This window comes from Amycolatopsis ultiminotia, assembly GCF_039536925.1.
Classification (GTDB): domain Bacteria; phylum Actinomycetota; class Actinomycetes; order Mycobacteriales; family Pseudonocardiaceae; genus Amycolatopsis; species Amycolatopsis ultiminotia.
Window position 1 is genome coordinate 52,668 of sequence record NZ_BAAAZN010000026.1, and the last position, 24,000, is coordinate 76,667.

The 24,000-nt window shown below is 71.4% G+C and carries 18 protein-coding genes and 1 pseudogene; 12 read left to right on the forward strand and 7 right to left on the reverse strand.

Annotated elements, in window-relative coordinates; genetic code table 11:
• Positions 1–11: 11 nt before the first annotated feature.
• On the forward strand, positions 12–1,889 hold the full coding sequence (locus ABD793_RS38335; protein WP_344868440.1) for a Na+/H+ antiporter: 1,878 nt from the start codon (positions 12–14) through the stop codon (positions 1,887–1,889).
• Between the two features lie 28 nt (positions 1,890–1,917).
• A complete protein-coding gene (locus tag ABD793_RS38340; RefSeq protein WP_344868442.1) occupies positions 1,918–2,604 on the forward strand; it encodes a histidine phosphatase family protein in 687 nt (228 codons plus the stop codon).
• On the opposite strand, the pseudogene ABD793_RS38345 reads toward ABD793_RS38340, so the two are convergent.
• From ABD793_RS38345 to ABD793_RS38355, 3 genes and pseudogenes are all read right to left on the reverse strand, one after another.
• A pseudogene (locus ABD793_RS38345) lies at positions 2,580–3,345 on the reverse strand (ABC transporter permease). The gene ABD793_RS38340 and the pseudogene ABD793_RS38345 overlap by 25 nt on opposite strands.
• 22 nt (positions 3,346–3,367) lie before the next feature.
• Positions 3,368–4,183, reverse strand: coding sequence for an MmpS family transport accessory protein (locus tag ABD793_RS38350; RefSeq protein WP_344868443.1), 816 nt, complete (start codon positions 4,181–4,183; stop codon positions 3,368–3,370).
• 138 nt (positions 4,184–4,321) lie between these two features.
• Positions 4,322–4,720 carry an NUDIX hydrolase gene (locus tag ABD793_RS38355; protein ID WP_344868444.1) on the reverse strand — a complete coding sequence of 133 codons (399 nt, stop codon included), beginning with the start codon at positions 4,718–4,720 and terminating at the stop codon, positions 4,322–4,324.
• Between the two features lie 38 nt (positions 4,721–4,758).
• On the opposite strand from ABD793_RS38355, the gene ABD793_RS38360 reads away from it, so the two are divergent.
• Positions 4,759–5,421 carry a DUF6597 domain-containing transcriptional factor gene (locus ABD793_RS38360; protein ID WP_344868445.1) on the forward strand — a complete coding sequence of 221 codons (663 nt, stop codon included), beginning with the start codon at positions 4,759–4,761 and terminating at the stop codon, positions 5,419–5,421.
• A gap of 478 nt (positions 5,422–5,899) precedes the next feature.
• Here the strand turns inward: ABD793_RS38360 and ABD793_RS38365 are convergent, their stop codons facing one another.
• Positions 5,900–7,393, reverse strand: a complete 1,494-nt coding sequence (locus ABD793_RS38365) for an FGGY-family carbohydrate kinase (protein WP_344868446.1) — start codon at positions 7,391–7,393, stop codon at positions 5,900–5,902.
• Positions 7,394–7,486: 93 nt separating this feature from the next.
• On the opposite strand from ABD793_RS38365, the gene ABD793_RS38370 reads away from it, so the two are divergent.
• The 3 genes from ABD793_RS38370 (at position 7,487) to ABD793_RS38380 (ending at position 10,452) form a co-directional block, all read left to right on the forward strand.
• Positions 7,487–8,464: a LacI family DNA-binding transcriptional regulator gene (locus tag ABD793_RS38370; protein WP_344868448.1), complete on the forward strand. Its 978-nt coding sequence runs from the start codon at positions 7,487–7,489 to the stop codon at positions 8,462–8,464.
• A 704-nt stretch (positions 8,465–9,168) separates the two neighbouring features.
• Positions 9,169–9,750: a DNA-binding protein gene (locus ABD793_RS38375; protein ID WP_344868450.1), complete on the forward strand. Its 582-nt coding sequence runs from the start codon at positions 9,169–9,171 to the stop codon at positions 9,748–9,750.
• Positions 9,751–9,795: 45 nt separating this feature from the next.
• Positions 9,796–10,452, forward strand: a complete 657-nt coding sequence (locus ABD793_RS38380) for an RES family NAD+ phosphorylase (RefSeq protein ID WP_344868452.1) — start codon at positions 9,796–9,798, stop codon at positions 10,450–10,452.
• Here the strand turns inward: ABD793_RS38380 and ABD793_RS38385 are convergent.
• Positions 10,445–12,388 carry a S9 family peptidase gene (locus tag ABD793_RS38385; protein ID WP_344868453.1) on the reverse strand — a complete coding sequence of 648 codons (1,944 nt, stop codon included), beginning with the start codon at positions 12,386–12,388 and terminating at the stop codon, positions 10,445–10,447. The genes ABD793_RS38380 and ABD793_RS38385 overlap by 8 nt on opposite strands.
• 38 nt (positions 12,389–12,426) lie before the next feature.
• Positions 12,427–13,392, reverse strand: a complete 966-nt coding sequence (locus ABD793_RS38390) for a TerC family protein (RefSeq protein WP_344868455.1) — start codon at positions 13,390–13,392, stop codon at positions 12,427–12,429.
• A 355-nt stretch (positions 13,393–13,747) separates the two neighbouring features.
• On the opposite strand from ABD793_RS38390, the gene ABD793_RS38395 reads away from it, so the two are divergent.
• The 3 genes from ABD793_RS38395 (at position 13,748) to ABD793_RS38405 (ending at position 18,372) form a co-directional block, all read left to right on the forward strand.
• On the forward strand, positions 13,748–16,639 hold the full coding sequence (locus ABD793_RS38395) for an alpha/beta fold hydrolase (RefSeq protein ID WP_344868456.1): 2,892 nt from the start codon (positions 13,748–13,750) through the stop codon (positions 16,637–16,639).
• Positions 16,636–17,574, forward strand: a complete 939-nt coding sequence (locus tag ABD793_RS38400; RefSeq protein WP_344868458.1) for an ABC transporter permease — start codon at positions 16,636–16,638, stop codon at positions 17,572–17,574. The genes ABD793_RS38395 and ABD793_RS38400 overlap by 4 nt, the downstream gene beginning before the upstream one ends.
• A 63-nt stretch (positions 17,575–17,637) precedes the next feature.
• Positions 17,638–18,372 (forward strand): enoyl-CoA hydratase/isomerase family protein, encoded by a 735-nt coding sequence (locus ABD793_RS38405; RefSeq protein ID WP_344868459.1) that lies wholly within the window; start codon positions 17,638–17,640, stop codon positions 18,370–18,372.
• Between the two features lie 847 nt (positions 18,373–19,219).
• On the opposite strand, the gene uvrB is transcribed toward ABD793_RS38405, so the two are convergent.
• The gene (uvrB, locus tag ABD793_RS38410; protein ID WP_344868461.1) at positions 19,220–21,379 is read right to left on the reverse strand and encodes an excinuclease ABC subunit UvrB; all 2,160 of its coding nucleotides are present in this window, start codon (positions 21,377–21,379) and stop codon (positions 19,220–19,222) included.
• Between the two features lie 185 nt (positions 21,380–21,564).
• Between uvrB and ABD793_RS38415 the strand changes: the two genes are divergently transcribed.
• The 3 genes from ABD793_RS38415 (at position 21,565) to ABD793_RS38425 (ending at position 23,952) form a co-directional block, all read left to right on the forward strand.
• Positions 21,565–22,089 carry a ribonuclease FAU-1 family protein gene (locus ABD793_RS38415; RefSeq protein WP_344868463.1) on the forward strand — a complete coding sequence of 175 codons (525 nt, stop codon included), beginning with the start codon at positions 21,565–21,567 and terminating at the stop codon, positions 22,087–22,089.
• A 76-nt stretch (positions 22,090–22,165) separates the two neighbouring features.
• Positions 22,166–22,894 carry a class I SAM-dependent methyltransferase gene (locus ABD793_RS38420; RefSeq protein ID WP_344868464.1) on the forward strand — a complete coding sequence of 243 codons (729 nt, stop codon included), beginning with the start codon at positions 22,166–22,168 and terminating at the stop codon, positions 22,892–22,894.
• Between the two features lie 32 nt (positions 22,895–22,926).
• A complete protein-coding gene (locus ABD793_RS38425; protein ID WP_344868466.1) occupies positions 22,927–23,952 on the forward strand; it encodes a methyltransferase in 1,026 nt (341 codons plus the stop codon).
• Positions 23,953–24,000: the final 48 nt, after the last annotated feature.

Genomic DNA, 24,000 nt, shown 5'->3' on the forward strand with positions numbered 1-24,000 from the left:
ATGATTGTCGCGTGCACATCGCTGCGGAATTGGTCGCCTTGGTCGTGACCGTCCTCGTCGTCACGGTCGCGGCGCGACGGCTGGACTGGTCGGCACCGTTGTGCCTGGTTGCGGTGGGAGTCGCGGCGTCGTTCGTGCCCGGGGTGCCGGAGTACGAGCTCGATCCCGAAGTCGTGCTGATCGGCTTGCTGCCGCCGTTGCTCTACTCGGCGTCGATCCAGACCTCACTGGTCGCGTTCCGCAAGCTGCGCGGGCCGATCGCGCTGCTGTCGGTCGGGCTGGTGGTGTTCACCGCGTTCGGCGTCGGGCTGGTCGCCTGGGCGGTGGTGCCCGGACTGCCGCTCGCGGCGGGGATCGCGCTCGGCGCGGTCGTCGCGCCGCCGGACGCGGTGGCCGCGAGCGTGGTCGCGCGGCGGGTGGGCATGCCGCGCAAACTCGTCCGGCTGCTGGAGGGCGAGAGCCTGTTCAACGACGCCGCCGCGCTCGTCGCGCTGCGCACTGCGATCGCGGCGATCGCCGGCGCGGTCAGCCTGTGGCAGGTCGGCCTCGACTTCCTGCTCGCCGCGGTCGGCGGGGTCGTGATCGGGTTGGTCGTCGGCGTCGTGGTGGCGTTCCTGCGCGCCAAGCTGGAAGAGCCGATCACCGACACCGCGCTGTCGTTCGCGGTGCCGTTCGCCGCCTACCTGCTCGCCGAAGCCGCGCACGGATCCGGGGTGCTCGCCGTGGTGGTCACCGGGCTGATCCAGGGGCACAAGGCACCGCAGATCCAGTCCGGCCCGTCGCGGCTGGCCAGCAGGCTCAACTGGCAGACCGTGCAGTTCCTGCTGGAGAACATGGTCTTCCTGCTGATCGGCCTGCAGCTGCGGCGGATACTGGCCGAGGTCGCCAAGAGCGGGCTGTCGCTGTGGACGCTGATCGGCATCTGCGCGGCGGTGCTGGGTTCGACCGTCGCCGCGCGCATGGTGTGGATGGCAGGCATCGGTATCGTCCGGCGGCTGCTGCGCCGCCTCGGCGCGAGCCGCGGCAAGATCTGGCCGTGGCGGTACTCGGCGGTGATCTCGTGGGCCGGGATGCGCGGCGTGGTCACCCTCGCCGCCGCCTTCGTGCTGCCCGCCGAAACCCCGCAGCGCGCGGTGCTGGTGCTGGCCGCGTTCGTCGTGGTGGCCGGCACGCTGCTGGTGCAAGGCATGACGCTGCCCCCGTTGATCCGGCGGCTGCGGCTGCCCCGGCCCGATCCGGCGGAGGACGCACTGCAGGAGGCGGCCGTGCTGCACGACATGACCGGCGTCGCGCTGCGCCGGCTGGAAGAACTGCAGAAACCGGACGATCCGCCGGAGGTGCTCCAGCGGTTGCGCGACCGGCTGCAGGACCGTTCGGACTCGGCGTGGGAACAGCTCGGCAGGCAGAGCTCGCTGGCGGAAACCCCCAGCGACGCCTACCGCCGGCTGCGGGTGCAGCTGCTGGACGCCGAGCGCGAGCAGTTCCTGCAGGCACGGGACCAGGGCACCGCCGACGACGACGTGCTGCGGCGGATCCTCGCGCGGCTGGACATCGAGGAGTCCATGCTCGACCGCGAAGAAGAGGAACCGCCGCAGGAGGGCCGTGAACTCAGCACGCCCGCGGCGACGGCCGGTTCGTGCAAGCACCTCGCGCACGAGTGGACCGCGAAGGAACCCAGCTCGCCGGACACCTGCGCGGCATGCGTCGAGGAAGGCACCACCTGGGTGCACCTGCGGATGTGCCTGAAGTGCGGCAACGTCGCCTGTTGCGATTCCTCGCCCGCCAAGCACGCCGCACAGCACTTCCACGAAAGCCGGCATCCGGTGATGCGCAGCTTCGAACCGGGCGAATCCTGGCGGTGGTGTTTCGTGGACAAGCAACTGGGCTGAACCCGCCGCGCCGGTTAGGGTCGGGGACATGAGCACGCCCGAGCAGGAGATCGAGTACCGCCAGCACCGGTTCACCCCGCCGCCCGGGGCGACCGAGATTTTCCTGGTGCGCCATGGCGAATCGATGCCTGCCCGGACGAGCCGGCCGTTCGACACCGTGGCCGGGCAGGCCGACCCGGACCTCGCTCCGGAGGGCCGCGACCACGCCGAACGAGTGGCCCGGCGGCTGGCAGGCGAACGGCTCGACGCGCTGTACGTGACCACCCTGCGGCGCACCGCGCAAACCGCCGCACCGCTGGCGCAGCAGCTCGGCCGTACCCCGTCCGTGGAGCCGGAGCTGCGGGAAATCCACTTGGGTGACTGGGAAAACGGGCTCTTCCGCAAGTACACCACCGAGGGCCATCCGATCGTCGAGCAGCTGTGGACGCAGCAGCGCTGGGACGTCATCCCCGGCGCGGAGTCCGACGAGGCGTTCGGCAGCCGGATCCGCGCCGCGCTCATCCGGATCGCCGCGGCGAACCCGGACCGGCGGGTGGCGGTGTTCACCCACGGCGGCGTGATCGGCGAGATCTTCGCACAGGCCAGCCGGGCACTCGACCGGTTCGCCTTCCTCGGCGCGGACAACGGTTCGGTGTCGCATCTGGTGGTGCACGGCGAAAACTGGATCGTGCGCCGGTTCAACGACACCGCTCACCTGGCCGCGCCGCTCGGCTGACGCCGCCGGATCCGCCCGTCCGCGACCAGCTGCACGCCTCACCAGCACGGCGACCGATTCGGCGGCCAGCAACCCGATCAGCACGAGGACCTGGGTGGTCCCGGCCTGCAGCGGGCTCGCGCCGCCGAGCAGCACGCCGACATACGCGCCGGGCAGCGTGACCAGTCCGACCGTGCGGGTCTGGTCCAGTGCGGGGATCAGTGCCTGGCCCGCCGACGGACGGCAGATCTCCAGCGCGGCAGGCCGGGGCAGGAACCCCAGCGCGAGCGCGGCTTCGTACTCGCCGTGGCGCTGGGCCAGCTCGTCGAGCGCGCGGCGGGCGGCCTGCGAGGTCGCGGACATCGCGCCGCCGATGACGATCCCGGCGATCGGCACCACCGCGATCGGCCGCGCGGGCACGACTCCCGAGCCGAGCACGAGGGCCAGCACCGGCGCCACGCCCGAGGCCAGCGCCAGCGCGACCCAGCCGACGTGCCGTCGCGCCCCGATCCGGGCGGCCGAAGTACCCGCCGCGATCGCGAACATCGCCAGCACGAACAGCCCGGTCAGCCAGCCCGAGCGCAGGATCACGGTGATCACCAGCGAAACGAGCGCCAGCTGCGCGACCGCCCGTACCGCGGCCACGACCACGGCACGGCCCTGTCCCAACCCGCCGTAGCGCACGACCGCGGCACCGGCGAGCGTGAGTACCACCAGGACCGCCACCAGGGCGGGGCCGAAGCCGATCGCCGCGTTCACCATGGGGATCTTGCCTCAGCGGGCCTCACGCCGTGCAGCTGAGCCGGGTCCCTTTCCCCGTCACGGACTGCCGGGCGACGACCGTGCCGTCCACCCGGATGCGGCAGGCCAGCGCGCCGGCTCCGGCGTTCTGCACGACGAGACCCGAGAAAACCTGTGCACCGGCGGAGGCCGAACGGTGCACGGTGACCGACCACGGCGTGGCGACTTCGGCCTGCTGTTCGAGGTCGCCACCGTCGGCGACATAGGTGAGGTTGTGCGCCCCGCCGGAACCGGTCAGCTCGTACACGACGGTGCGGCGCACGCTCTCGTCGACGGCAGGCTGGGCGGCCACCGCGTCCCCGGCCGAGCCGGTCCGGCCGGTGGATGCGGCTCGGCCTGTCTTGCCGGTTGTTCCGGTCTGGCCGATGGTCCCGGTCTCGGCAGTGGTCCCCGTTTGCCCGGTGGTCCCCGTTTGCCCGGTGGTCCCCGTTTGCCCGGTGGTCCCCGCTTGCCCGGTGGTCCCCGCTTGCCCGGTGGTCCCCGCTTGCCCGGTGGTCCCGGCCTGCCCAGTGGTTCCGGTCTGTCCGGTGGCCGCGGCTTGCCCGGCCGATCCGGCCCGGCCGCTCGTTCCCGTCCAGCCCGCTTTCCGGCCGGCCGAGCCGGCCGGTCCGCCGCTTGCCGCAGGCCCGGTCGCCGCCGCGCCGGCCGGATCGGGTTGCCCGGGACCGGAGCCGGGGATCAGGTACCCGGCCACGGCGGCCGCGAGCACCCCGAGCACCACCGCCACCCTGCCGAGCGGCCGCAGCCGGTCCGGCTTTCCCCGGTCCGCCGTGGGCCGGGCCGCACCAGGAACATCCATCGAGAGGTCTTCTCTCCTCGAGCGCGCTCGGCGTGAACGCGGCTGAGCAGGACGTCCTGTTTCTCGGCGGATAGTCACGCGGCGTTACCCACACCGGCGTATCCGAGAATTCTTCACCCTTTTGGGTGGACTCGATGGTCAGTCCACGAGCCCCGAGTCGGCGAGCATCCGCAGGACGCGCTGTCCGGCGGGTGGGCACGCGCCCGCGTCGGCCGAGCCCAGCCAGGCGGTTTCGGCGATCTCCGCGGACGGCATCGGCTCACCCGTGTGACCGGCGGTGTAGCAGGTCATCCGCACGCGGCGGCCGTCGGCGAACCCGTCCGCCGGTTCGTCGAGGAGTGCGAAGAACCGGAAGCTCATCGGGTCGAGCCGCACGCCGAGTTCCTCGCGGATCTCCCGGCAGAGCCCCTCGACGTCCCCTTCGCCCGGCTCGCGTTTGCCGCCGGGCAGGTAGAACTTGGCCTTGCCGGTGGTCCGCACGGACAGCAGCCGCCGGTCGCGGACGTGGACCCAGGCAAGCGAGTCGATCGGGATCATGGCCGCATTCTGTCGTACCCGGGCGGCACAACTGCGGTGTGTATCGCGAGACGCCTCCGCCGGCCGTGCTGCGCGGCACCGTGCGCTGCCTGTGGGAGTCGGTGGAGCACGGCCCGAAGCGGATCGTGCCCGACGGCTGCGTGGACCTGGTCGTGGGAGGCGGCGAGGTATTCGTCGCCGGACCGGACACCGGGGCGTGGACGTCCGAATTCGCCCCGGGCACGCACCTGCGCGGACTCCGGCTCCGTCCGGGCGCGGCGGCCCCGGTACTCGGTGCAGGCGCGAACGAGCTACGCGACCAGCGAGTACCGCTCGCGCGGCTGTGGAGCCCTTCCCGTGCGGACGAAATCCTCAACGGCCGTGCCCTCGCCGACACCGTGCGCCCGGCCGTCCCCGATCCGGTGGTGGACCGGATGCTCGCCCATCTGGCGCAGGCGCCCGCCCGCATCGGCGCCGCGCCGAACGGGGTGGGGGAACGTCAGCTGCGCCGCCGGTTCATCCTGGCCGTCGGCTACGGACCGGCCACCTACCTGCGGATACTCCGCTTCCAGCGGGCAATCGCCCGCGCCCCGGCCACAGCCGGGCTGGCAGCCCTCGCCACCGCCGCGGGCTACGCCGACCAGGCCCACCTGTCGCGGGAATGCCGGACCCTCACCGGGCTGCCGCCGAACACGTACTTCTCCCGCCACGCCACCGGCTGAACCCACCACCCCCGACGAAACCACCGGTGTCGCCTGCTCCGGACCCGGCACTCCCGGCGGAACCATGCGCACCGGTTTGCCTCACCGCCGACTCGGATCCGCCACATCCGACGAAAACCACCCACGCCTGGCACCCACGCCGACCAACCCACCGCACCGGCAAGGTCACGCCAGTCGCCTCACTGCCGGCCCGGACCCGCCGCCCCGGAGCTACCCGCGCCGGCTTCGCCCACCAGCCGACCTGACCTTCCCCGGCGAGGTCACCACGTCGGCTTAGCCCCCGACCGGTTCGACCCATCGCATCCGGCGAAACCAGGCACGTCCCCCGCGGAATCGAGCCGGTGCTCGTGGCCCGGACGAAGACCGGGCGGCACGCCGATCCTGCCAAGCGCCGTCGACCGGGACCGTTGCGCCCGGCGGTCCCGGGGAGGCTGGGCTGTCGCCGGATGCTGTCCGCCTCGCCTGACGAGGCACCGGGCTACTCCCCCGCGCCCGCCGCGAGGTTGTGCTGGTGTGCAAGGAAGTGTGCGATCTCCGCGGTCGCCGGGTACAGAGCGCGGTAGCGGGTGTAGAACTCGTCGTAGGTGTCCGCGCGGGCCGGGTCGGGGCGGATCACTTCCGCGACCGGGTTCCAGGCCTCGACGTCCGGGTCCTGGCCCACGGCGACGGCGGCGAGCAGTGCGTCGCCGAACGCCGCGCCGATCGTTTCGGTGGGTACGTGCTGGTCCTCGCGAGTCACGTCGCTCACGATCCCGGTCCACACCCGGCCCTGGGTGCCGCCCCCGACGGCGACCAGCCGCCGCGCCGGGCCACCCATCGCTTCCAGGTTGTGGCGCACCCCGTACGCGGTTCCCTCGAGCGCGGCCCGGTACAGCTCGGCCTGTCCGTGCCCGGTGGTCAGCCCGGCCAGCACGCCGCGTGCCTCGGGATCGGGCACGGGCGTCCGTTCGCCCGCGAAGTACGGCAGCATCAGCAGCCCCCGGCTGCCGGCGGGCACCTCGCCGGCAGCGGCCACCAGCGGGGCGAAATCACCGTCGAACAGATCGCGCAGCCAGTCGGTGATCGCACCCGAGGTGGCCATGCCCGCGGCGAGCGAATAGCTGCCGGGCAACACGCCGCGCGTCGCCCACAGTCCCGGCACCGGACGCGGCGTGGCTGTCTGCTGGATCAAGAACATGGTGGTGCCGTACATGATCATCGTGTCGCCCGGTGCCACGACGCCCGCACTCGCCGCTTCGGCCCACGCGTCGACGGTGCCGCAGGTGACCGGCATCCCGGCAGGCAGACCGGTTTCCGCGGCGTCCGCCGCGGTCACCGTGCCGGCCACCTCGCTCGGCCAGGCCAGCCGGGGCAGCTCGATCCCCGGCGCGACGAGCGCGGCCCAGTCGGCGGCCCAGTCCCCGGTTCGCAGGTCGTACATCGGATCGCACTGGCTCGCCGAGTGGTGGTCGAGCACGTACGCGCCGGTGAGCCGCTGCACCAGATAGGAACTCGCCATCAGGAACCGCCGCGCGCGGGCGGCGACCTCCGGTTCGTGGCGGTACAGCCAGCGCCACTTCGGGCCCACCGCCTGGCTGGACAGCGCGCTGCCGCACCGCTCCACAATGGACTCTGCGCCGAGTTCCGCGGTGAGCTCGGTGATCTCCGCACTCGCGCGGGTGTCCACGCCGTAGAGGATCGCCGGGCGCACCGGACGTCCGGCGTCGTCGGCAGGCAGCAGCACCGGGCCGATCCCGCTCACCGCGAGCCCGGCAGGCGGGGTGCCGTCCGCGGCCGTGAGCAGCTCCCGCACGAGCGCGGTGAACCCGGCCCACCAGACGGTTTCCGCGTCGTGTTCGAACCAGCCCGGACGCGGGCGGGAGGTCGTGTGCGGGCGGCTCGCCCGCGCCAGTACAGTGCCGTCCGCACCCACCAGGACGCCCTTCGCACTGGACGTGCCGATGTCGACGCCGAGCAGCGGGCCCGGTTGCACCGCGGTACCTCCGGTGAGCGGACGGTAAACGATTACCGAGGACGCTATTCTTCGGTCACCGGAGTGTCAAGGAAGCCAGGACGAGGAGGCGCGGTGGCCACCATCAGCGACGTCGCCGCCAGGGCGGGGGTCTCCACGGCGACCGTGTCCAGGACGCTGAACGGGAAGTCCACTGTGGACCCGGAGCTCGCCGCGCGGGTCGTCGCGGCGGCCGAGGAACTCGGTTACCACCCGAACGGACTGGCCAGGAACCTGCGCCGCCAGGAGACCGCGGTGCTCGCGTTGATCATCTCCGACGTGGAGAACCCGTTCTTCACCTCGCTCGCCCGCGGGGTCGAGGATCTGGCGCAGGTGTCGGGCTATTCGGTGGTGCTGTGCAATTCGGACGAGAACGCCGACAAGGAACGCCGGTACCTCGACGTGGCGCTGCAGGAACGGGTCGCCGGCGTGGTGCTCTCCCCCACCGGTCCCGCGACGAACGTCGCGCTGCTGCGCCGGCTGGGCACCCCGGTGGTGGCGGTCGACCGGCCGCTCACCGGCACCGACGGCGACCAGGTGCTGGTGGACACCCGCCGCGCCGCCCGGGACGCGACGCGGCATCTGATGACCGGCGGATACCGCCGGGTCGGCTGTCTGAGCGGCCCGGCCGGGGTGCGCACCGCCGACGACCGGCTGACCGGCTACCTGGACGCGGTCGGCGAGGAGAACGCGCTCTGCCGCCGGGCGCGGTACCGGGCCGAAGGCGCCCGGCTGGCCGCAGGCGAACTGCTGGATCTGCCTGTCCCGCCGGACGCGCTGCTCATCGCCAACAGCACGATGGCGATCGGTGTGCTGGAGGCACTGGCCGCCCGCGGCCTGCGCCCCGGCCGCGACGTGGGTCTGGTCTCCTTCGACGACGCCCCGTGGGCCCCGCTGATCGACCCGCCGCTCACCGTGGTGGCCCAGCCCGCGTACGAGATCGGCCGGGTCGCCGCCCAGCTCCTGCTCGCCCGCATCGCCGACAGCACCCGCACCGCAGTCACGGAAACCCTGGACGCCCGGCTGATCGAACGGCAAAGCTCCCGGCGCTGACCCGTCGAGCGACGGGAGCCGGCCGTCGCGCAGCAAGAAACCCGCCGCAGCGGAGCGAGAACCCGGGCGGTCGCGCACGCGCGGCCCGGCGCTTACCCGCAAGACCCGGCCGTGGGGCGACCGGCGGGTGCGCAAGAAACCCGATTGTCGCGGGAAATCCGGGCGGCACGTCCGGCAGGCACACCCGGCTGGTCGGCTACCGGGTGCGAGCCGGCCCGGCAAGCCCGAACCCACGGCCCAGCACGGCCCGGATGACGGACCGCCTGCCGCACTGGGATCCCGGCGAAAGCAGAGGATCCCGGCGAAAGCAGAGGGTCTCGGCCGAAGAAAGGATCCCGGCCGAACAGCGGCTCCCGGTGAAAGAGCGGCTCCCGGCGGAACGGAAGGGTGGACGACGTACCTGGGGGCCGGCGTCGAGCCGACCCCCGGGCACGTCCCACCCCCTGTCCCCCCAGCACCGGCGGTCGCCGGAGCCCGCGCGAGCCTGAGGCGGAGAAATCGATTACCACAGTGAACGTAAGTGCGCCACGAGGGAGTGTCAAGAACACGAAAGCCTGGACAACCCTGCCTGGCCGGGGCACACTGACTCGAAATTGCCTACTCATCGTGTTGGGTGCTGTGCGATACGTGTCGATCTTTGATGAATTCGCCCACATTTCGGACAGGAACCGCACGAACCCGCACATCCGCGCTAGTCTGAGCGCATGTCAGTCGCGCTGGAGAATGTTCTCGCCAGAGCTGGGCTCAAGGCCGATGCGAACGCCTTCCTCACGCTCGTGGAGGACGCGGCCCGCCGGTTGTCCCCGCCGAACCCCGACCCTGCACACTACTTCTCCCCCGATCAGGTCGCCGCGCTCTCCGGCGCGGGCCTCGACCTGAGCCCACGCGGGGAGGGCGAGCCCGATTTCCGTGCGCGCACCGTCGCCGCGCACGCCGTGCTGGCCGACTCCGCACTGTCGGTCGGGCAGGCCGCGGAGATGCTCAACGTCGACGACAGCCGCATCCGCCACCGGCTCAACGAAGGCAGGCTCACCGGCTGGAAGGACCAGGGGTGGCGACTGCCCGGATGGCAGTTCAACGGCTCCGGCGTGCTGCCCGGCCTCGAGGTCGTGCTGCGCGCGATTCCCGCGGACCAGCCGGCACTGGTCGTCGCGGCCTTCATGAACACCCCGCAGACGGACCTGGTGATCAGCGACCGCCCGGCCACGCCCCGCCAGTGGCTGCTCGCCGGCGGCGACCCGGACCAGGTCGCCCGCCTGGTCGCCACGCTCGGCGAGCCGTTCTAGGCTGACCGGCAAGATCACCGACACAGGACGGACAACCACCGACGCATGGCCCGGCTCCCCCTGCCACCGGCGCGGTCCGTCCTGGTCAAGGAGCTGGATCGGGACCACGACGTGGTGGCGGTCCAGCCCGAGACCAGGCTGGTCCGCATCTTCACCGCACACGGCAACCACCCGCAGCAGTGGAACACGTTCCGCTACACCGGCCCGCTCCCGCACGGGCGGTTCGACCAGCAGCAGCCCGGACGAGGCGGGCAGCCGGTCACCGACCCCGCCGACGGCGTGCTGTACTTCGGCCTGACCGTGCGCACCAGCATCGCCGAGGTTTTCCAGACCACCTCCACCGTGGACCGCACCACCCGCGGCCCGCGGCTGGTCGTGGTGCGGCCGATCCGGGCCCTGCGGATGCTCGACCTCAGCGGCCTGTGGCCGACCAGGGTCGGCGCCTCGCAGGAGATCTCCAGCGGGCCGAAGAAGATCACCCAGGCCTGGGCACGCGCGATCCGCGCGGCGATGCCCGATCTCGACGGCCTGTGGTATCGCTCGTCGATGGACTCCGGCGGTCCCGCGGTGTGCCTGTGGGATCCGCCGGCAGGCGCGGCCCTGCCGATCGCCCCGGACGTCCTGCTGCCGCTGGACCATCCGGGGCTGGACGTACCGCTCGGCCGGGTGTGCGAGGAGCTGAACTACACGCTGCTCAGCTGAGGTGGCGCGACCACCACTCCAGCACCGCGGCGAAGCGCTGCACCCGGTGCCGGGGCCGGCCCGTGCGGGACAGCTCGTGGCCCTCGCCGGGAAAGAGCAGGAATTCCGGATCCGCCCCCGCCCGGCGCAGCGCCACGAACATCCGCTGCGCCTGTTCCAGCGGGCACCGCCAGTCCTGTTCGGAATGCACCACGGCGAACGGGATCCGCACGTCCGCGGCGTAGCTGAGCGGGCTGCGTTCGCGTTGCACCTCGGGATCCGTGCCGACGTACGCCTTCGTGAAGAAGTAGCCGATGTCGGAGCTGCCCAGGAACGAATCCCAGGCGTTCACCGCCCGCTCGCTCCACCCGGCACGGAACCGCTCGGGGTGCTTCGCGGCGACCCAGCTGGTCATGAACCCGCCGTAGGAACCGCCCATGATGCCGACCCGGGACGAGTCGAGGTCCGGCCGTTCGAGCGCCTTGTCGAGCAGCGCAAGCACATCTTCGACGTCCACGGTGCCCATGGCGTGCACCACCGAGCGCCCGTGCGCCTGCCCGTACCCGGCCGAACCGCGCGGGTTGCCCAGCACCACCGCATAGCCGGCCGAGGCGTACACCTGGGCTTCGTCGAACACTGCCCACTCCTGCTGGGTGAACGGGCCGCCGTGCACCACCCGCAGCACCGGATGCGGTCCGTCGCCGTCGGGGAGCACCAGCCAGCCGTGCACCGGGTAGCCGTCCGCAGCGGTGGTGTTCAGCTCCTCGACACGGCAAAGTCCCTTGTCCCGCAACGTCTTCGAGTAATCCGTGAGCACCCGTGGGCGGTCCCCGCCGAGCACCACGATCTCACCCGCCGTCTCCGGCGTCGCGACCACGGCGACCACCGTGTCGCCGTCCGCCGCGAACCCGTGGACCGCCGACTGGCCGCTGTGCAGCACCCGCAGGCTGTCGAGTTCGGCATTCTCCGCGGACGCGGGGACTGCCCGAAGTTCGACGGCGCCGCGATTGCGCACCGGCACCAGCACCTCGTCCGCCAACGGGATCGCCGGACCGGCGCCGGACTCGACGTCGACGGTCTCCTGGTCGGTCAGCCGCCGCGGCTCCGCGCCCGCAACCACGGCGTACAGCCCGGTGTTGGTGGCCACCAGTACACCGTCCGCATAGGACGTACCGAGGTAGTAGAGCGCGCCGTCCCGGCCGAACACCGGGTACTTCGCCTCGCCGGGGCAGGAGACCAGCAGCTCGGGTTCCCCGCCGCCGGCCGGGAAGGCCACCAGGTCGTTCGACAGCGTCTCCACCCGGTCGAACTCCTGCGGTACCACCACGACGACACGTTCGCCGTCCGGCGTCCACGCCGGTTCCTGCACGTCGTAGTCCGCCGGTGAAAGCGGCTCCGGCTCCCCGCCTTCGCCGGTCTCTTCATCGATGCCGAGCACGAACAGCCGCTTCGGCCGGTCCCGCAGGAAACCGATGTTGTCGATCCGGTAGTCCAGCCGCGTGATCCGGCGGGGCTGCTCGGCGTCCGCCTCCGGCGTCCGGCCGTCCGTGTCTTCGGTGCCGTAACGTCCCGCTTCGGGCAGCCGGGCGGTGCACGCGAGGCGCCGCGAATCCGGCGCCCACACCGGTTCGTCCGCACCGAGCGGGAACGACGTCAGCCGGCGCGCTTCGCCGCCTTCGGCAGGCATCACGTGCACCTGCGGACTGCCTTCGGCGGCCTTGCCTTCGCCGGCACGCAGGAACGCGACCCAGCGCCCGTCCGGCGAGATCGCCGGCGCCGAGTCACGCGGACCGTACGTCCACGGCCGGTCGCCCCCGTCGGCGAGCGAGACCCGGCGCAGTGCGGTGTGGTTCCGGTCTGCCTCGAGATCGGGCCTGCTCACCGTGGTGAGCAGCAGCTCACCACGCAGCGCGGGACGGCCGGGGACGACGAGTGCTTCGATGTCGGCAGGACGCATGCCGACGACCGTACCGGACCTTTAGCAAAGCGAACGACCTATTTCGCCTCGACGCCCGCGCGCTCGTCGCGCCGGGCCTTGGCCAGGCTCAGCACCGTGGTGACGGCCAGCACGACCACGATCACGCCGAGGGATACCCAGTTGCTGATGTCGAGCCAATCCGGCGCCACGTGGTATTCGTGCAGCGCATGCAGCACCAGCTTGGCGCCGATGAAGGCGAGGATCACCGCGAGGCCGTAGCTCAGGTACACCAGCTTGTTCACCAGCCCGCCGAGCAGGAAGTACAGCTGCCGCAAGCCCATCAGCGCGAACGCGTTGGCGGTGAACACCAGGAAGGCGTCCTGGGTGATGCCGAAGATCGCCGGGATCGAGTCCACCGCGAACAGCAGATCGGCCGAGCCGATCGCCACGATCACCAGCAGCATCGGGGTGATCATCCGCTTGCCGTCCCGCTTGACCAGGTACTTGTGCCCGTGGAAATCGTCGGCGACCGGGAACAGCTTGCGCACCCAGCGGGTGACCGCGTTCTCCTGGTACTGCTCGTCCTCGCTCTTGCCGCGCAGCATGCTGATCGCGGTCCAGACCAGTACCGCACCGAAGAGGAAGAAGACCCAGACGAACTGGTTGATCAGCGCTGCGCCGACCGCGATGAACACGCTGCGCATCGCCAGCGCGAGCAGGATGCCGACCAGCAGCACCCGGTGCTGGTGGATCACCGGCACCTTGAACGAGGCCATGATGATCATGAAGATGAACAGGTTGTCGACGCTCAGCGAGTACTCGGTGATGTAGCCGGTGAAAAATTCGACGCCCGGGTCGTGCCCGGCGAAGATCCACACGCCGGCACCGAACAGCACGGCGCACGCGACGTAGAAGATCACCCAGCGCGCGGCCTCGCCGGTCTTCACCTCGTGCGGCTTGCGATCGACGATCACCAGGTCGAGGCCGATCAGCGCGAGCAAGCCACCGACCGTGGCGAACCACAGCCACACGGGAACGGTCATGAAAACAAACCTCCGGATAGTGCGCAGCAGCAACTAACCGGAGGTCTCTTCCGCCGGTTTCACAACCCGGCCGGCGGTGCCGGGGGCCGGTGCCCGGCGAGCGCCCGTGATCATCGCGATCACCGTGCTCACCGGAGGTCCGGGCCGCCGTGCTGACGACACCGCCGCGGAGGAATACTCCCCTCACAGCGCGTTCAGTGTGCCGGTTGCCCGCGGCGAACGCCAGCGGTGGTCACCCGCGTCACCGGGCCGGGCCTGTTACCTGCGTCACCGGCCGCTCGAAAGGGTGAGATCGGTGTCTGATCCGTGTGAACCCGGCGCGACGTTCTCAGGAAAGCTCCCATAACGTCGGCACGTGCCCCGAATCCCGCTCCCGCGCACGCGCGGAACCCGGCTCACCGCGCTGGCCGCAGTCGTGCTGGTGGTCGCCGCCGCCGTGGCGGTCTGGACGACCCGCGACACCGGCCCGGCGCCGGTCCGGACCCAGGACGCCGTCGTCGCGATGCCTGCCGCGCCCGGCTCCGCCGAACAAGTCCGCATCGACACCACGACCTACTACCCCGAGCGCACTCCCGCCCCCGCGGTGTTGCTGGCGCACGGCTTCGGCGGGGACAAGACCAGTGTGGATCCGCAGGCGAAGGAACTCGCCCAGCGCGGGTTCCTCGTGCTGACCTGGTCCGCGCGCGGGTTCGGCCACAGCACCGGCCGGATCGGGCTCAACGACCCGGACGGCGAAGTCGCCGACGCGAGCAGGCTGATCGACCGGCTGGTGGCAAGCCACGAGGTCGCCACCGGCCAGGACGGCGCACCCGAGCTGGCGGTCACCGGCGCCTCCTACGGCGGTGCGCTCTCGCTGCTGCTCGCAGGCACCGATCACCGGGTGCGCGCGATCGCCCCGGTGATCACCTACAACGACCTCGGGCAAGGCCTGGTGCCGAACGCGGCGGCGACCGCAGCCGGAGACGCGAAAACCCCGGCAGCGGGTGCGTTCGCCCCGGACGGGGTCTTCAAGAAGAGCTGGGCAGGCATCTTCTTCTCCGCCGGATCCGGTGCCGCGGCGAGCGGCGCGCCCTCGTCCGAAGCACCCGAAGCGGGCCAGGAAACCACGGACAACGGGGACACGGCAGGCAACAGCGGCACGTCGCCGCAGGCCGCCGCCCCGGCCGAAGGCAGTGGACAACCGGGAGGTGGGCAACCCGGCCGTGCACAGCAACCGGCCGCGGACCCGTGCGGCCGCTTCACCCCGGCGGTGTGCCAGGCCTACACGGAGCTCGCGACCGCGGGCAAGGCAAGCCCGCAGACCGTCGAGCTGCTGCGCCGGGTCTCCCCCTCCTCGGTCACGAACCGGATCACCGTGCCGACGTTGCTCGTGCAGGGCGAGAGCGACACGTTGTTCGGCCTCGACCAGTCCGACGCCACCGCACGGCAGATCGCCGCGGCGGGCGGGCCGGTCCGCACGATCTGGTACACCGGCGGCCACGACGGCGGTTCCCCCGGCCCGCAGCTGCGCGCGAAGATCGGCGACTTCCTGTGGTCCTCGCTGACCGGCGAGGGCGAGCCCGGCCGAGGCTTCGCCTACGACGTGCAGGGCACGTTGCGGGCCAACGGAACCCCGTCCGTGCGCACGGTCTCCACCGACGCCTATCCCGGGCTGGGCGGTGCAGGCACCGAACGCCGTCCGACGGCGCTCGCCGGTCCGCAACAGGAGGTCGTGCGGCCGGCCGGCGCGAACCCCTCGGCCGTGAGCGGCATCCCCGGGCTCAACGGGCTCGCCGCCGGTTCGTCGCGGCTGACCCCGTTGTTCGGCTCCGATCCGCCGGGGCAGTCCGCGCAGTTCGGCACCGCCCCGTTCGACAGCCAGGTCCTCGTGGCCGGCTCCAGCACGGTGCGGCTGCGGATCGCGACCGACCCGGCACACCCGCTGCCGGAGGCGGTGCTGTTCGCGAAGCTCTACGACGTGGGCACGGACGGCAGCCGCGTACTGCCCGCGAACGCGGTGGCGCCGCTGCGGGTGAGCGGACTGCCCGCCGACGGCACACCGGTGGACGTCACGGTGACCCTGCCCGGCATCGTGCGCCCGATCGAGGCCGGACATTCGCTGCGGCTGGTCGTCGGCAGCACTGACCAGTCGTACTCCGTGCCCGAGCAGCCGGGAGTGTTCCGCGTCGGTCTCGCACCGGGTGGCTCGCTCGCGGTCCCGGTCGTACCCGGTGCCTCGGCGGGCGCTCCGGTGCCTGCCGGGCAGCTGATCGGTATCGGCGTGACCCTGCTCGTCGGGATCGCCGCGCTGGTGGTGGCCGCGATCCGGCGGCGGCGGGCACACGACGTCGACCCGGATCTGGCCGGCACACCGCTGGTGATCAGCGGGCTGCGCAAGCAGTACCCGGGCGGTTTCGTGGCGGTGCAGGACCTTTCGTTCCGGGTGGAGCCGGGACAGGTACTCGGCCTGCTCGGTCCCAACGGCGCGGGCAAGACCACCACGCTGCGCATGCTGATGGGCCTGATCACGCCCACCGAGGGCGAGATCAGGGTGTTCGGGCACCGGATCACGCCGGGTGCGCCGGTGCTGTCGCGGATCGGGTCCTTCGTGGAGGGTTCCGGGTTCCTGCCGCACCTTTCCGGGAAGGCGAACCTGGAGCTGTACTGGGCCGCCACCGGACGGCCCGCGGAGCGGGCGCACTTCACCGAGGCGCTGGAGATCGCCGGACTCGGCGACGCGGTGCACCGGCGGGTGAAGACCTACAGCCAGGGCATGCGGCAGCGGCTCGCGATCGCGCAGGCGATGCTCGGCCTGCCGGAGCTCATGGTGCTCGACGAACCGACCAACGGGCTCGACCCGCCGCAGATCCACCAGATGCGCGAGGTGCTGCAGCGCTACGCCGCCACCGGGCGCACCGTCGTGGTGTCGAGTCATCTGCTGGCCGAGGTCGAGCAGACCTGTTCGCACGTCGTGGTGATGCACCGCGGCACGCTGGTGGCCTCCGGTGAGGTCGGCGAGCTGGCCGCGTCCAGCGGGGAGGCCACCTTCCGGGTCGGCGATCCGGCGGCCGCCGCGGCGGCGCTCAAGGCCGTCGGCGGCGTCTCGGACATCGAGACCGAAGGCGACCTCGTGCACGCCAACCTCGACGGGATGCCGCGGGCCGAGGCGGTGGCGGCACTCGTGCGCGCCGGCGTCCCGGTGGAACAGGCCGGGCCGCGGCGCCGGCTGGAAGACACGTTCCTGCAGCTGGTGGGAGAGGATTCATGAACGACACCAACGGTGCAGGCGGGGTGCACACCGACCCCGCGGCGTTGCGGGAGCTGACCGAGCTGGCCACCGCCGAGCGGACCGAGGTGGGCCCGGACGGCGCGGTGGCCGGCTACCGCGCCGGGCGCACGCTGCGGCTGGGCGTGGAGCTGCGGCGGCAGCTGCGCCGCCGGCGGACCCAGCTGGTGCTGGCGTTCGTCGCGGTGCTGCCGTTCATCCTGGTGGTGGCGTTCGAGATCGGGCAGTCGAGCCCGAACCGCCGCTCGGGCGGGTTCGTGGACCTCGCGACGGCGAGCGCACCGAACTTCGTGGTGCTCGCGTTCTTCGTGTCCGGTACTTTCCTGCTGCCGATGATCGTCGCGTTGTTCTTCGGCGACACGATCGCGAGCGAATCGTCGTGGTCGAGCCTGAAGTACCTGCTGGCGATCCCGGTGCCACGGCACCGGCTGCTGCGGCAGAAGGCCGCGGTGTCCGGCCTGCTCTCGGTCTCCGCGCTGGTGCTGCTGCCGCTGGTGTCCCTGCTGGTGGGGGTGCTCTGGTACGGGGCAGGCGATGCGATCAGCCCCACCGGCGACGCGATCTCCTTCGGGGACAGCATGCTCGCGCTGCTGCTGTCCACTGTGTACATCGTGGTGCAGCTGGCCTGGGTGGCCGGGCTGGCGCTGCTGCTGAGCGTGTCCACCGAGGCCCCGCTCGGCGCGGTGGGCGGCACGGTGCTGGTCGCGATCCTGTCGCAGATCCTCGACCAGATCACCGCGCTGGGCGGGTTGCGCAATTACCTGCCCACGCACTACTCCTTCGCCTGGATCGACCTGATCTCCACCGACATCGACTGGAACAACCTGGCGAGCGGCGCGCTGTCGTCGCTCATCTACGCCACGGTGTTCCTGCTGCTGGCCGGCCGCCGGTTCGCACGCAAGGACGTCACCAGCTGATCGGCCGCTGTCCGGTCCGGCGTCATCCGACGAACCGGACCGGACGGCGGTACGGTGCTGCGCGTGACGATCCACCTCGAGCTCCACGACGGCATCGCCCTGACCACCCTCGATCGCGGCCTCGACACCGCCACCTGCGCCGAGCTGGTGCTCAAACTCGAGGAGGCCGACGCGGCCGGAGCCCGCGCCGTGGTGCTCACCGGCACCGGCGACACGTTCTCCCCCGGCGTCGATCTGGCGCGTCTCACCGAGGGCGGAGCCCGTTACGCCGAGGAATTCCTCCCCACGCTGTCCGACGCGCTGCTGGCGGTCTTCGGTTTCCCGCACCCGGTGGTGGCCGCGGTCAACGGCACCGCACTCGGTGCCGGGCTGGTACTGGCCGCCGCGTGCGACCACCGCGTCGCCGCCGACGGCGACGGCCGCCTGGGCGTTCCCGACCTTCTGGTGGGTGTGCCGTTCCCGTTGGCAGCACTGGAGATTCTCCGCTGCGCCTACGGCACCACCCCGCTGCCCGCGCTCGCCTACAGCGGCGCAACCCTCACCGTCGCGGACGCGCTGGCCCGGGGTCTGGTCGACGAGGTCGTACCGGCCGGGGAACTGGCGACCCGCGCGCACGAAATGGCGGCGCGCCTGGCCACCCTGCCCACCGAGGCGTTCGCACACACCAAAGCCCAGCTGCGCCAGCCGTACCACGAGCGCATCGCGGAAAACCGCGTCGCCGACGACGCCCACGTGGAACACCTGTGGGGCACGGAATCCACGCTCGCCGCAGTCAAGTCCGCTGTGGACAACGGCTGACCGGCCACGCTCCGCAGCACTCGACGTGGCTCAACCGGCCGTCGGCTGAAAAGCTGTCGACACCGGTCGTGCCCAAGCGGCTGCTCCCGCAACGGCAGGCAGATCACACCGCGCGACGACACGACGAGCGCCCCACCCCGGGTGACGGTGCGGCAACCTCCTGACCGCAGTAACCGACGAAGCACCGGTTGCTGCCACTGCGAGTGCCGTCGAGCTCGCCCTCCGCACCCCGGCGCTCCCACCGCACCGGCGGCAGCCACCCCGGCCCCACCCGGCCCAGCACGTTCCGGCCTGTGCTGTCCCCCGGCTGTGCTGTCCCCCGCACGAAGCAAACCGCGCAGGACAAACCCGGCGCACCACAACCAGCCACCCCGCGCGCCGCGGACCCACCCCAGCCGACCCGCACCCAGCACGAACCGACCCGCACCCGAGTCAAGCCCGGCGTCCGGCAAACCGGGTACCGACGGCACTCGCGACGCGACGGTCGACCACCTCCGGGCCCCTCCCGATGCCCTTCCTCGGCCCGTCTCCCTGCTCACCCGGCCTTCTCCCGACCTTGCTCGGCCCGGCCCTCTTCCGACCTTGCTCGGCCCCGGCCCTCTCCTGACCTTGCTCGCCCCGGCCCTCTCCCGACCTACTCGGCCCCGGCCTTCTCCCGACCTTGCTCGCCCCGGTCCTCTCCCGGCCTGCTTGCCCGGCCCCTACCCCGGTCCGCTCACCCGGCCCTTCCTCAGTCCGTCTCCCCGCTCGCCCGGCCCGTCCTGGCCCCTCCCCCTGCTCGCCCGGTCCGCTCCCGGCCTGCCGGGCTTCCCGCCGGCCTGCCCTCCCCGCCGACCCGCGGGAAGGGCTACTTGATGCCTGCCGCGTCCATGCCGCGGAGTTCCTTCTTCAGGTCGGACACCTCGTCGCGCAGCCGGGCGGCCAGTTCGAACTGCAGGTCGCGGGCGGCCTGCATCATCTGGTCGGTCATCTGCTGGATCAGGTCGGCCAGTTCGGCGCGCGGCATGGACGAGACGTTCTTCTCGGTGAGCACGCCCGAGCTGCGCACCCGGTCGCCCTGTTCCGGTTTCTTGCCGCGTGAGGAGTTGCGGCCCGAGCCGCCGACCGCGACCGAGTCCTGCGAGTCCTCGGCCTCGCTGTAGACGCGGTCGAGGATGTCCGCGATCTTCTTGCGCAGCGGCTGCGGGTCCAGCCCGCGCTCCTCGTTGTAGGCGACCTGTTTGGCACGGCGGCGGTCGGTCTCGTCGATCGCGTACTGCATCGAGTCGGTGATCTTGTCCGCGTACATGTGGACCTCGCCGGACACGTTGCGCGCCGCGCGGCCGATCGTCTGGATCAGTGACGTGCCGCTGCGCAGGAAGCCCTCCTTGTCCGCGTCGAGGATCGCGACCAGCGACACCTCGGGCAGGTCGAGCCCCTCACGCAGCAGGTTGATGCCGACCAGCACGTCGAAGTCCCCGGCACGCAGCTGGCGCAGCAGCTCGACGCGGCGCAGCGTGTCGACCTCCGAGTGCAGGTAGCGCACCCGGACGCCCAGCTCCAGCAGGTAGTCGGTGAGGTCCTCGGCCATCTTCTTGGTGAGCGTGGTGACGAGCACCCGCTCGTCCTTGTCCGCGCGCTCGCGGATCTCGTGCACCAGATCGTCGATCTGGCCCTCGGTGGGTTTCACGACCACCTTCGGGTCGATCAGGCCGGTCGGCCGGATCACCTGCTCCACGAACTCGCCGCCGGTCTGCCCCATTTCATACGGCCCGGGAGTGGCCGACAGGTATACCGTCTGCCCGATCCGGTCGGAGAACTCCTCCCAGGTCAGCGGCCGGTTGTCCACCGCGCTGGGCAGCCGGAACCCGTACTCGACGAGGTTGCGCTTGCGGCTCATATCGCCCTCGTACATCCCGCCGATCTGCGGCACCGTCTGGTGCGATTCGTCGATGACCAGCAGGAAGTCCTCGGGGAAGTAGTCGATCAGGGTGGCCGGCGCCGAACCTGCCGACCGGCCGTCGATGTGCCGCGAGTAGTTCTCGATGCCGGAGCAGAAGCCGACCTGCCGCATCATCTCGATGTCGTAGGCGGTGCGCATGCGCAGCCGCTGCGCCTCCAGCAGCTTGCCCTGTTTTTCCAGGTCGGCGAGCCGCTCCTCGAGTTCGGCCTCGATACCGCGGATCGCCTTTTCCATCCGCTCCGGCCCGGCGACGTAGTGCGTGGCGGGGAAGATCCGCACCTCGTCCACCTCGCGCACGATGTCGCCGGTGAGCGGGTGCAGGTAGTACAGCTTCTCGATCTCGTCGCCGAAGAACTCGACCCGGATCGCGAGCTCCTCGTACGCCGGGATGATCTCCACGGTGTCGCCGCGCGCGCGGAAGGTGCCACGCGCGAACGCGATGTCGTTGCGCGTGTACTGCACGTCGACCAGCGCGCGCAGCAGCACGTCGCGGTCGACCGTGCCGCCGACCTCGAGCTTCGTGGACCGGTCGAGGTAGGACTGCGGCGTGCCGAGGCCGTAGATGCACGACACCGAGGCGACCACGATCACGTCCCGCCGGGAGAGCAGGTTCATCGTGGCGGAGTGGCGCAGCCGCTCGACGTCGTCGTTGATCGACGAGTCCTTCTCGATGTAGGTGTCGGTCTGCGCGATGTACGCCTCGGGCTGGTAGTAGTCGTAGTAGCTGACGAAGTACTCGACCGCGTTGTGCGGGAACAGCTCGCGCAGCTCGTTGGCCAGCTGCGCGGCCAGCGTCTTGTTCGGCGCCATCACCAGCGTGGGCCGCTGTACGCGCTCGATCAGCCACGCGGTGGTGGCCGACTTGCCGGTGCCGGTGGCGCCGAGCAGCACGACGTCCTTCTCGCCCGCACCGACCCGGCGCTCGAGCTCGTCGATGGCCGCCGGCTGGTCACCGGCGGGCTGATAGTCGCTGACCACCTCGAACCGGCCGCCGCTGCGGGGCACTTCGGAGACCGGACGGAAGTCGGACTGCGCGAGGACGGGGTGTTCGGTTGCGAAAGCCACGTCCCCAGGGTAGGCCGCCCCACCGACAGTTTCCGGCGCACCCGCCCCGACCTGCGCCGACGTGCTCGTTCCCGGCTACTGGACCGGCTGGACCCCACCGGTGCGCATCCGCCATCCGGGTCGGCCTTCGCCGGCACCGGCTCCGCCGCACTCCCCGGCGGCCGGGTACCGGGCAGGATGGCCGGATGACCGACGTGCACCCGCCGAAGGTGGAGATCTTCGACCCGGCCGCCCGCGTGAACGTGGACAACAAGGGGATCCGCCGCGACGTGGAGGAGTTCCGGGTGGAGCCCTTCGGGCTGTACGTGGCACGGCCTGCACCGGGGCGGGCGCAATTCCACTACCTCGAATCCTGGCTGCTGCCCGGCCTCGGGCTCCGGATCACCGACTTCTGGTTCTCCCCCGGCTACGAACGCGACCAGGACTTCTACCTCGACGTCGTGCGGGTGCACCGCGACGGGCCGCGCTGGGTGACCACCGACCTGTACCTCGACCTGGTGCTCAAGGACAAGGTCTCGGTCCGCGTGATCGACAGCGACGAACTGCTCGCCGCGGTCGTGGCCGGGCTGCTTCCGCAAGCGGAGGGCGAGTACGCGCTCGAGACCGCCTACGCCGCGGTGGAAGGCCTCGCGCGGCACGGTTACGACCTGGCCGCCTGGCTGTCCGCGAAGGACGTGACCGCAACCTGGCGGCGGCACCCCGGGCAGTAACCCCGGGGGAAACCCCCACCGCCGACGGCGGGCAACCGGCTTATCCGCGCCCCGCCCGCTCGCGATGCTGACCACTATGGACAGCAACGTGCACGGGCACCTCGCCGAGCAGGTGACCCCCGACCTCGTGGAACGGCTCTACCACGACCACGCCGACGCGCTACGGGCCGCGCGTGAGGCGCAGCGGGCCCATCGGCGCGCGCATCCGGCGATGAAGACCCAGCTGGACGACGTCGAAGCGGAGATCTCCTACCTGCTGCTGCGGTACTTCCGGCCGGCAAAGGTGGTGGAGATCGGCGCACTGCACGGCTGGTCCACCAGCTGGATCCTGCGTGCGCTGGCGGACAACGGCACCGGAGCACTGGTCACCGTCGACCTGGTCGACCACGCCACCGCGACCGTGCCGGCGTCGCTGTCCGACGGCCGCTGGGAATTCCGCGGCGGGGACGCGAAAACCCTGACCGGCGATTGGCTGTCCGATGTGGACTACCTGTTCGTCGACGCCGATCACGGCGCACGCTTCGCGCGGTGGTACCTCGCCGACGTGTTCCCGGGACTCGCGCCGGACACCCCGGTGAGCGTGCACGACGTGTTCCACCGGAGGACCCCGCTGCCGTTCACCGAAGGGTCCGAGGTGCTGGGCTGGCTCCGAAGCACCGGCACCCCGTACTTCACCGCGGCCGGAGCCCGTGACCCGCACACGCACACCCGGCTCGGCGAACTGCGGCGTGCGCTGGGCTTGACCGAACCCGTGCACACCGGCCGCGACAACCCGATGATCTACTTCCGGCGACCCGTTAATTAGGGTAGCCTTACCTCTCCATCGAGGGAGGGCTGATGAGCGACACGGTTCCGGACGGCGCACGGCTGCGACAGCTGGCATTCGGCTTCATGACGACGTATGCGGTGCGCGCAGCCGTTGAGCTCCGGCTCGTCGAAGCGTTCGACGCGCAGGCACGCTCGGCCACCGAAGTCGCCGGGGAACTGGCTCTCTCGCCGGAAGCCACCACGCGCCTGCTGCGCGCGCTGACCGCGCTGGGCTTGTTCACCGAGACCGAACCGGGGCACTTTTCCCCCACCGACGAAGGGCGGCTGCTGCGCGGCGACCACCCCCACTCCCTCAACGCGCTCGTCGACATGTTCACCGACCCGGTGATGACGCGTGCCTGGAGCGATCTCGCGACCAGCGTGCGGACCGGCCGGACGACGTTCGACGACGCGTTCGGCAAGCCGTTTTTCCCGCACCTTGCCGAGAATCCGCGGAAATCGGCGCTGTTCAACGCGGCGATGAGTGACGGTTCGCGCGCGGCGGGCCGGGAACTCGCCGCGGCCTGCGACTTCGGCCGGTTCGCCACGGTGATCGACATCGGCGGTGGCGACGGCACGGTCCTCGCCGAGATCCTGCAGCGGTATCCCGCAGTGCGGGGTTCGGTGTACGACACCGCGGAAGGCGGTGCCGCGGCCGCCGGCCGGTTTGCCGCCGCCGGGCTGCAGGACCGTGCTTCGGTCTCGGTCGGCGACTTTTTCACCGGCGTGCCCGCAGGAGGCGAGGCGTATCTGCTGAAGAGCATCGTCCACGACTGGGACGACGAGACGTGCAGGACGATACTGGGCCACTGCCGCACCGCCGTCCCGGCGCACGGCCGGCTGCTCATCGTGGAACCGGTTCTGCCCGATCTGGTCACCCCCGGCGCTCCGCCCGGGTTGTACCTGAGCGACCTGAACATGCTGGTGAACGTCGGCGGCCGGGAGCGCACCCGCGCCGACTTCGAGAATCTGTGCGGTGCCGCCGGTTTCCGCGTCGCCCAGGTGCAGCCGGTGCCGGGCACCGGGTTCTGCCTGATCGAGGCCGAACCGGCCTGACGCACCGGTGCGCATCCACCGATCGGTGGATGCAGGTCGCACCGTTCC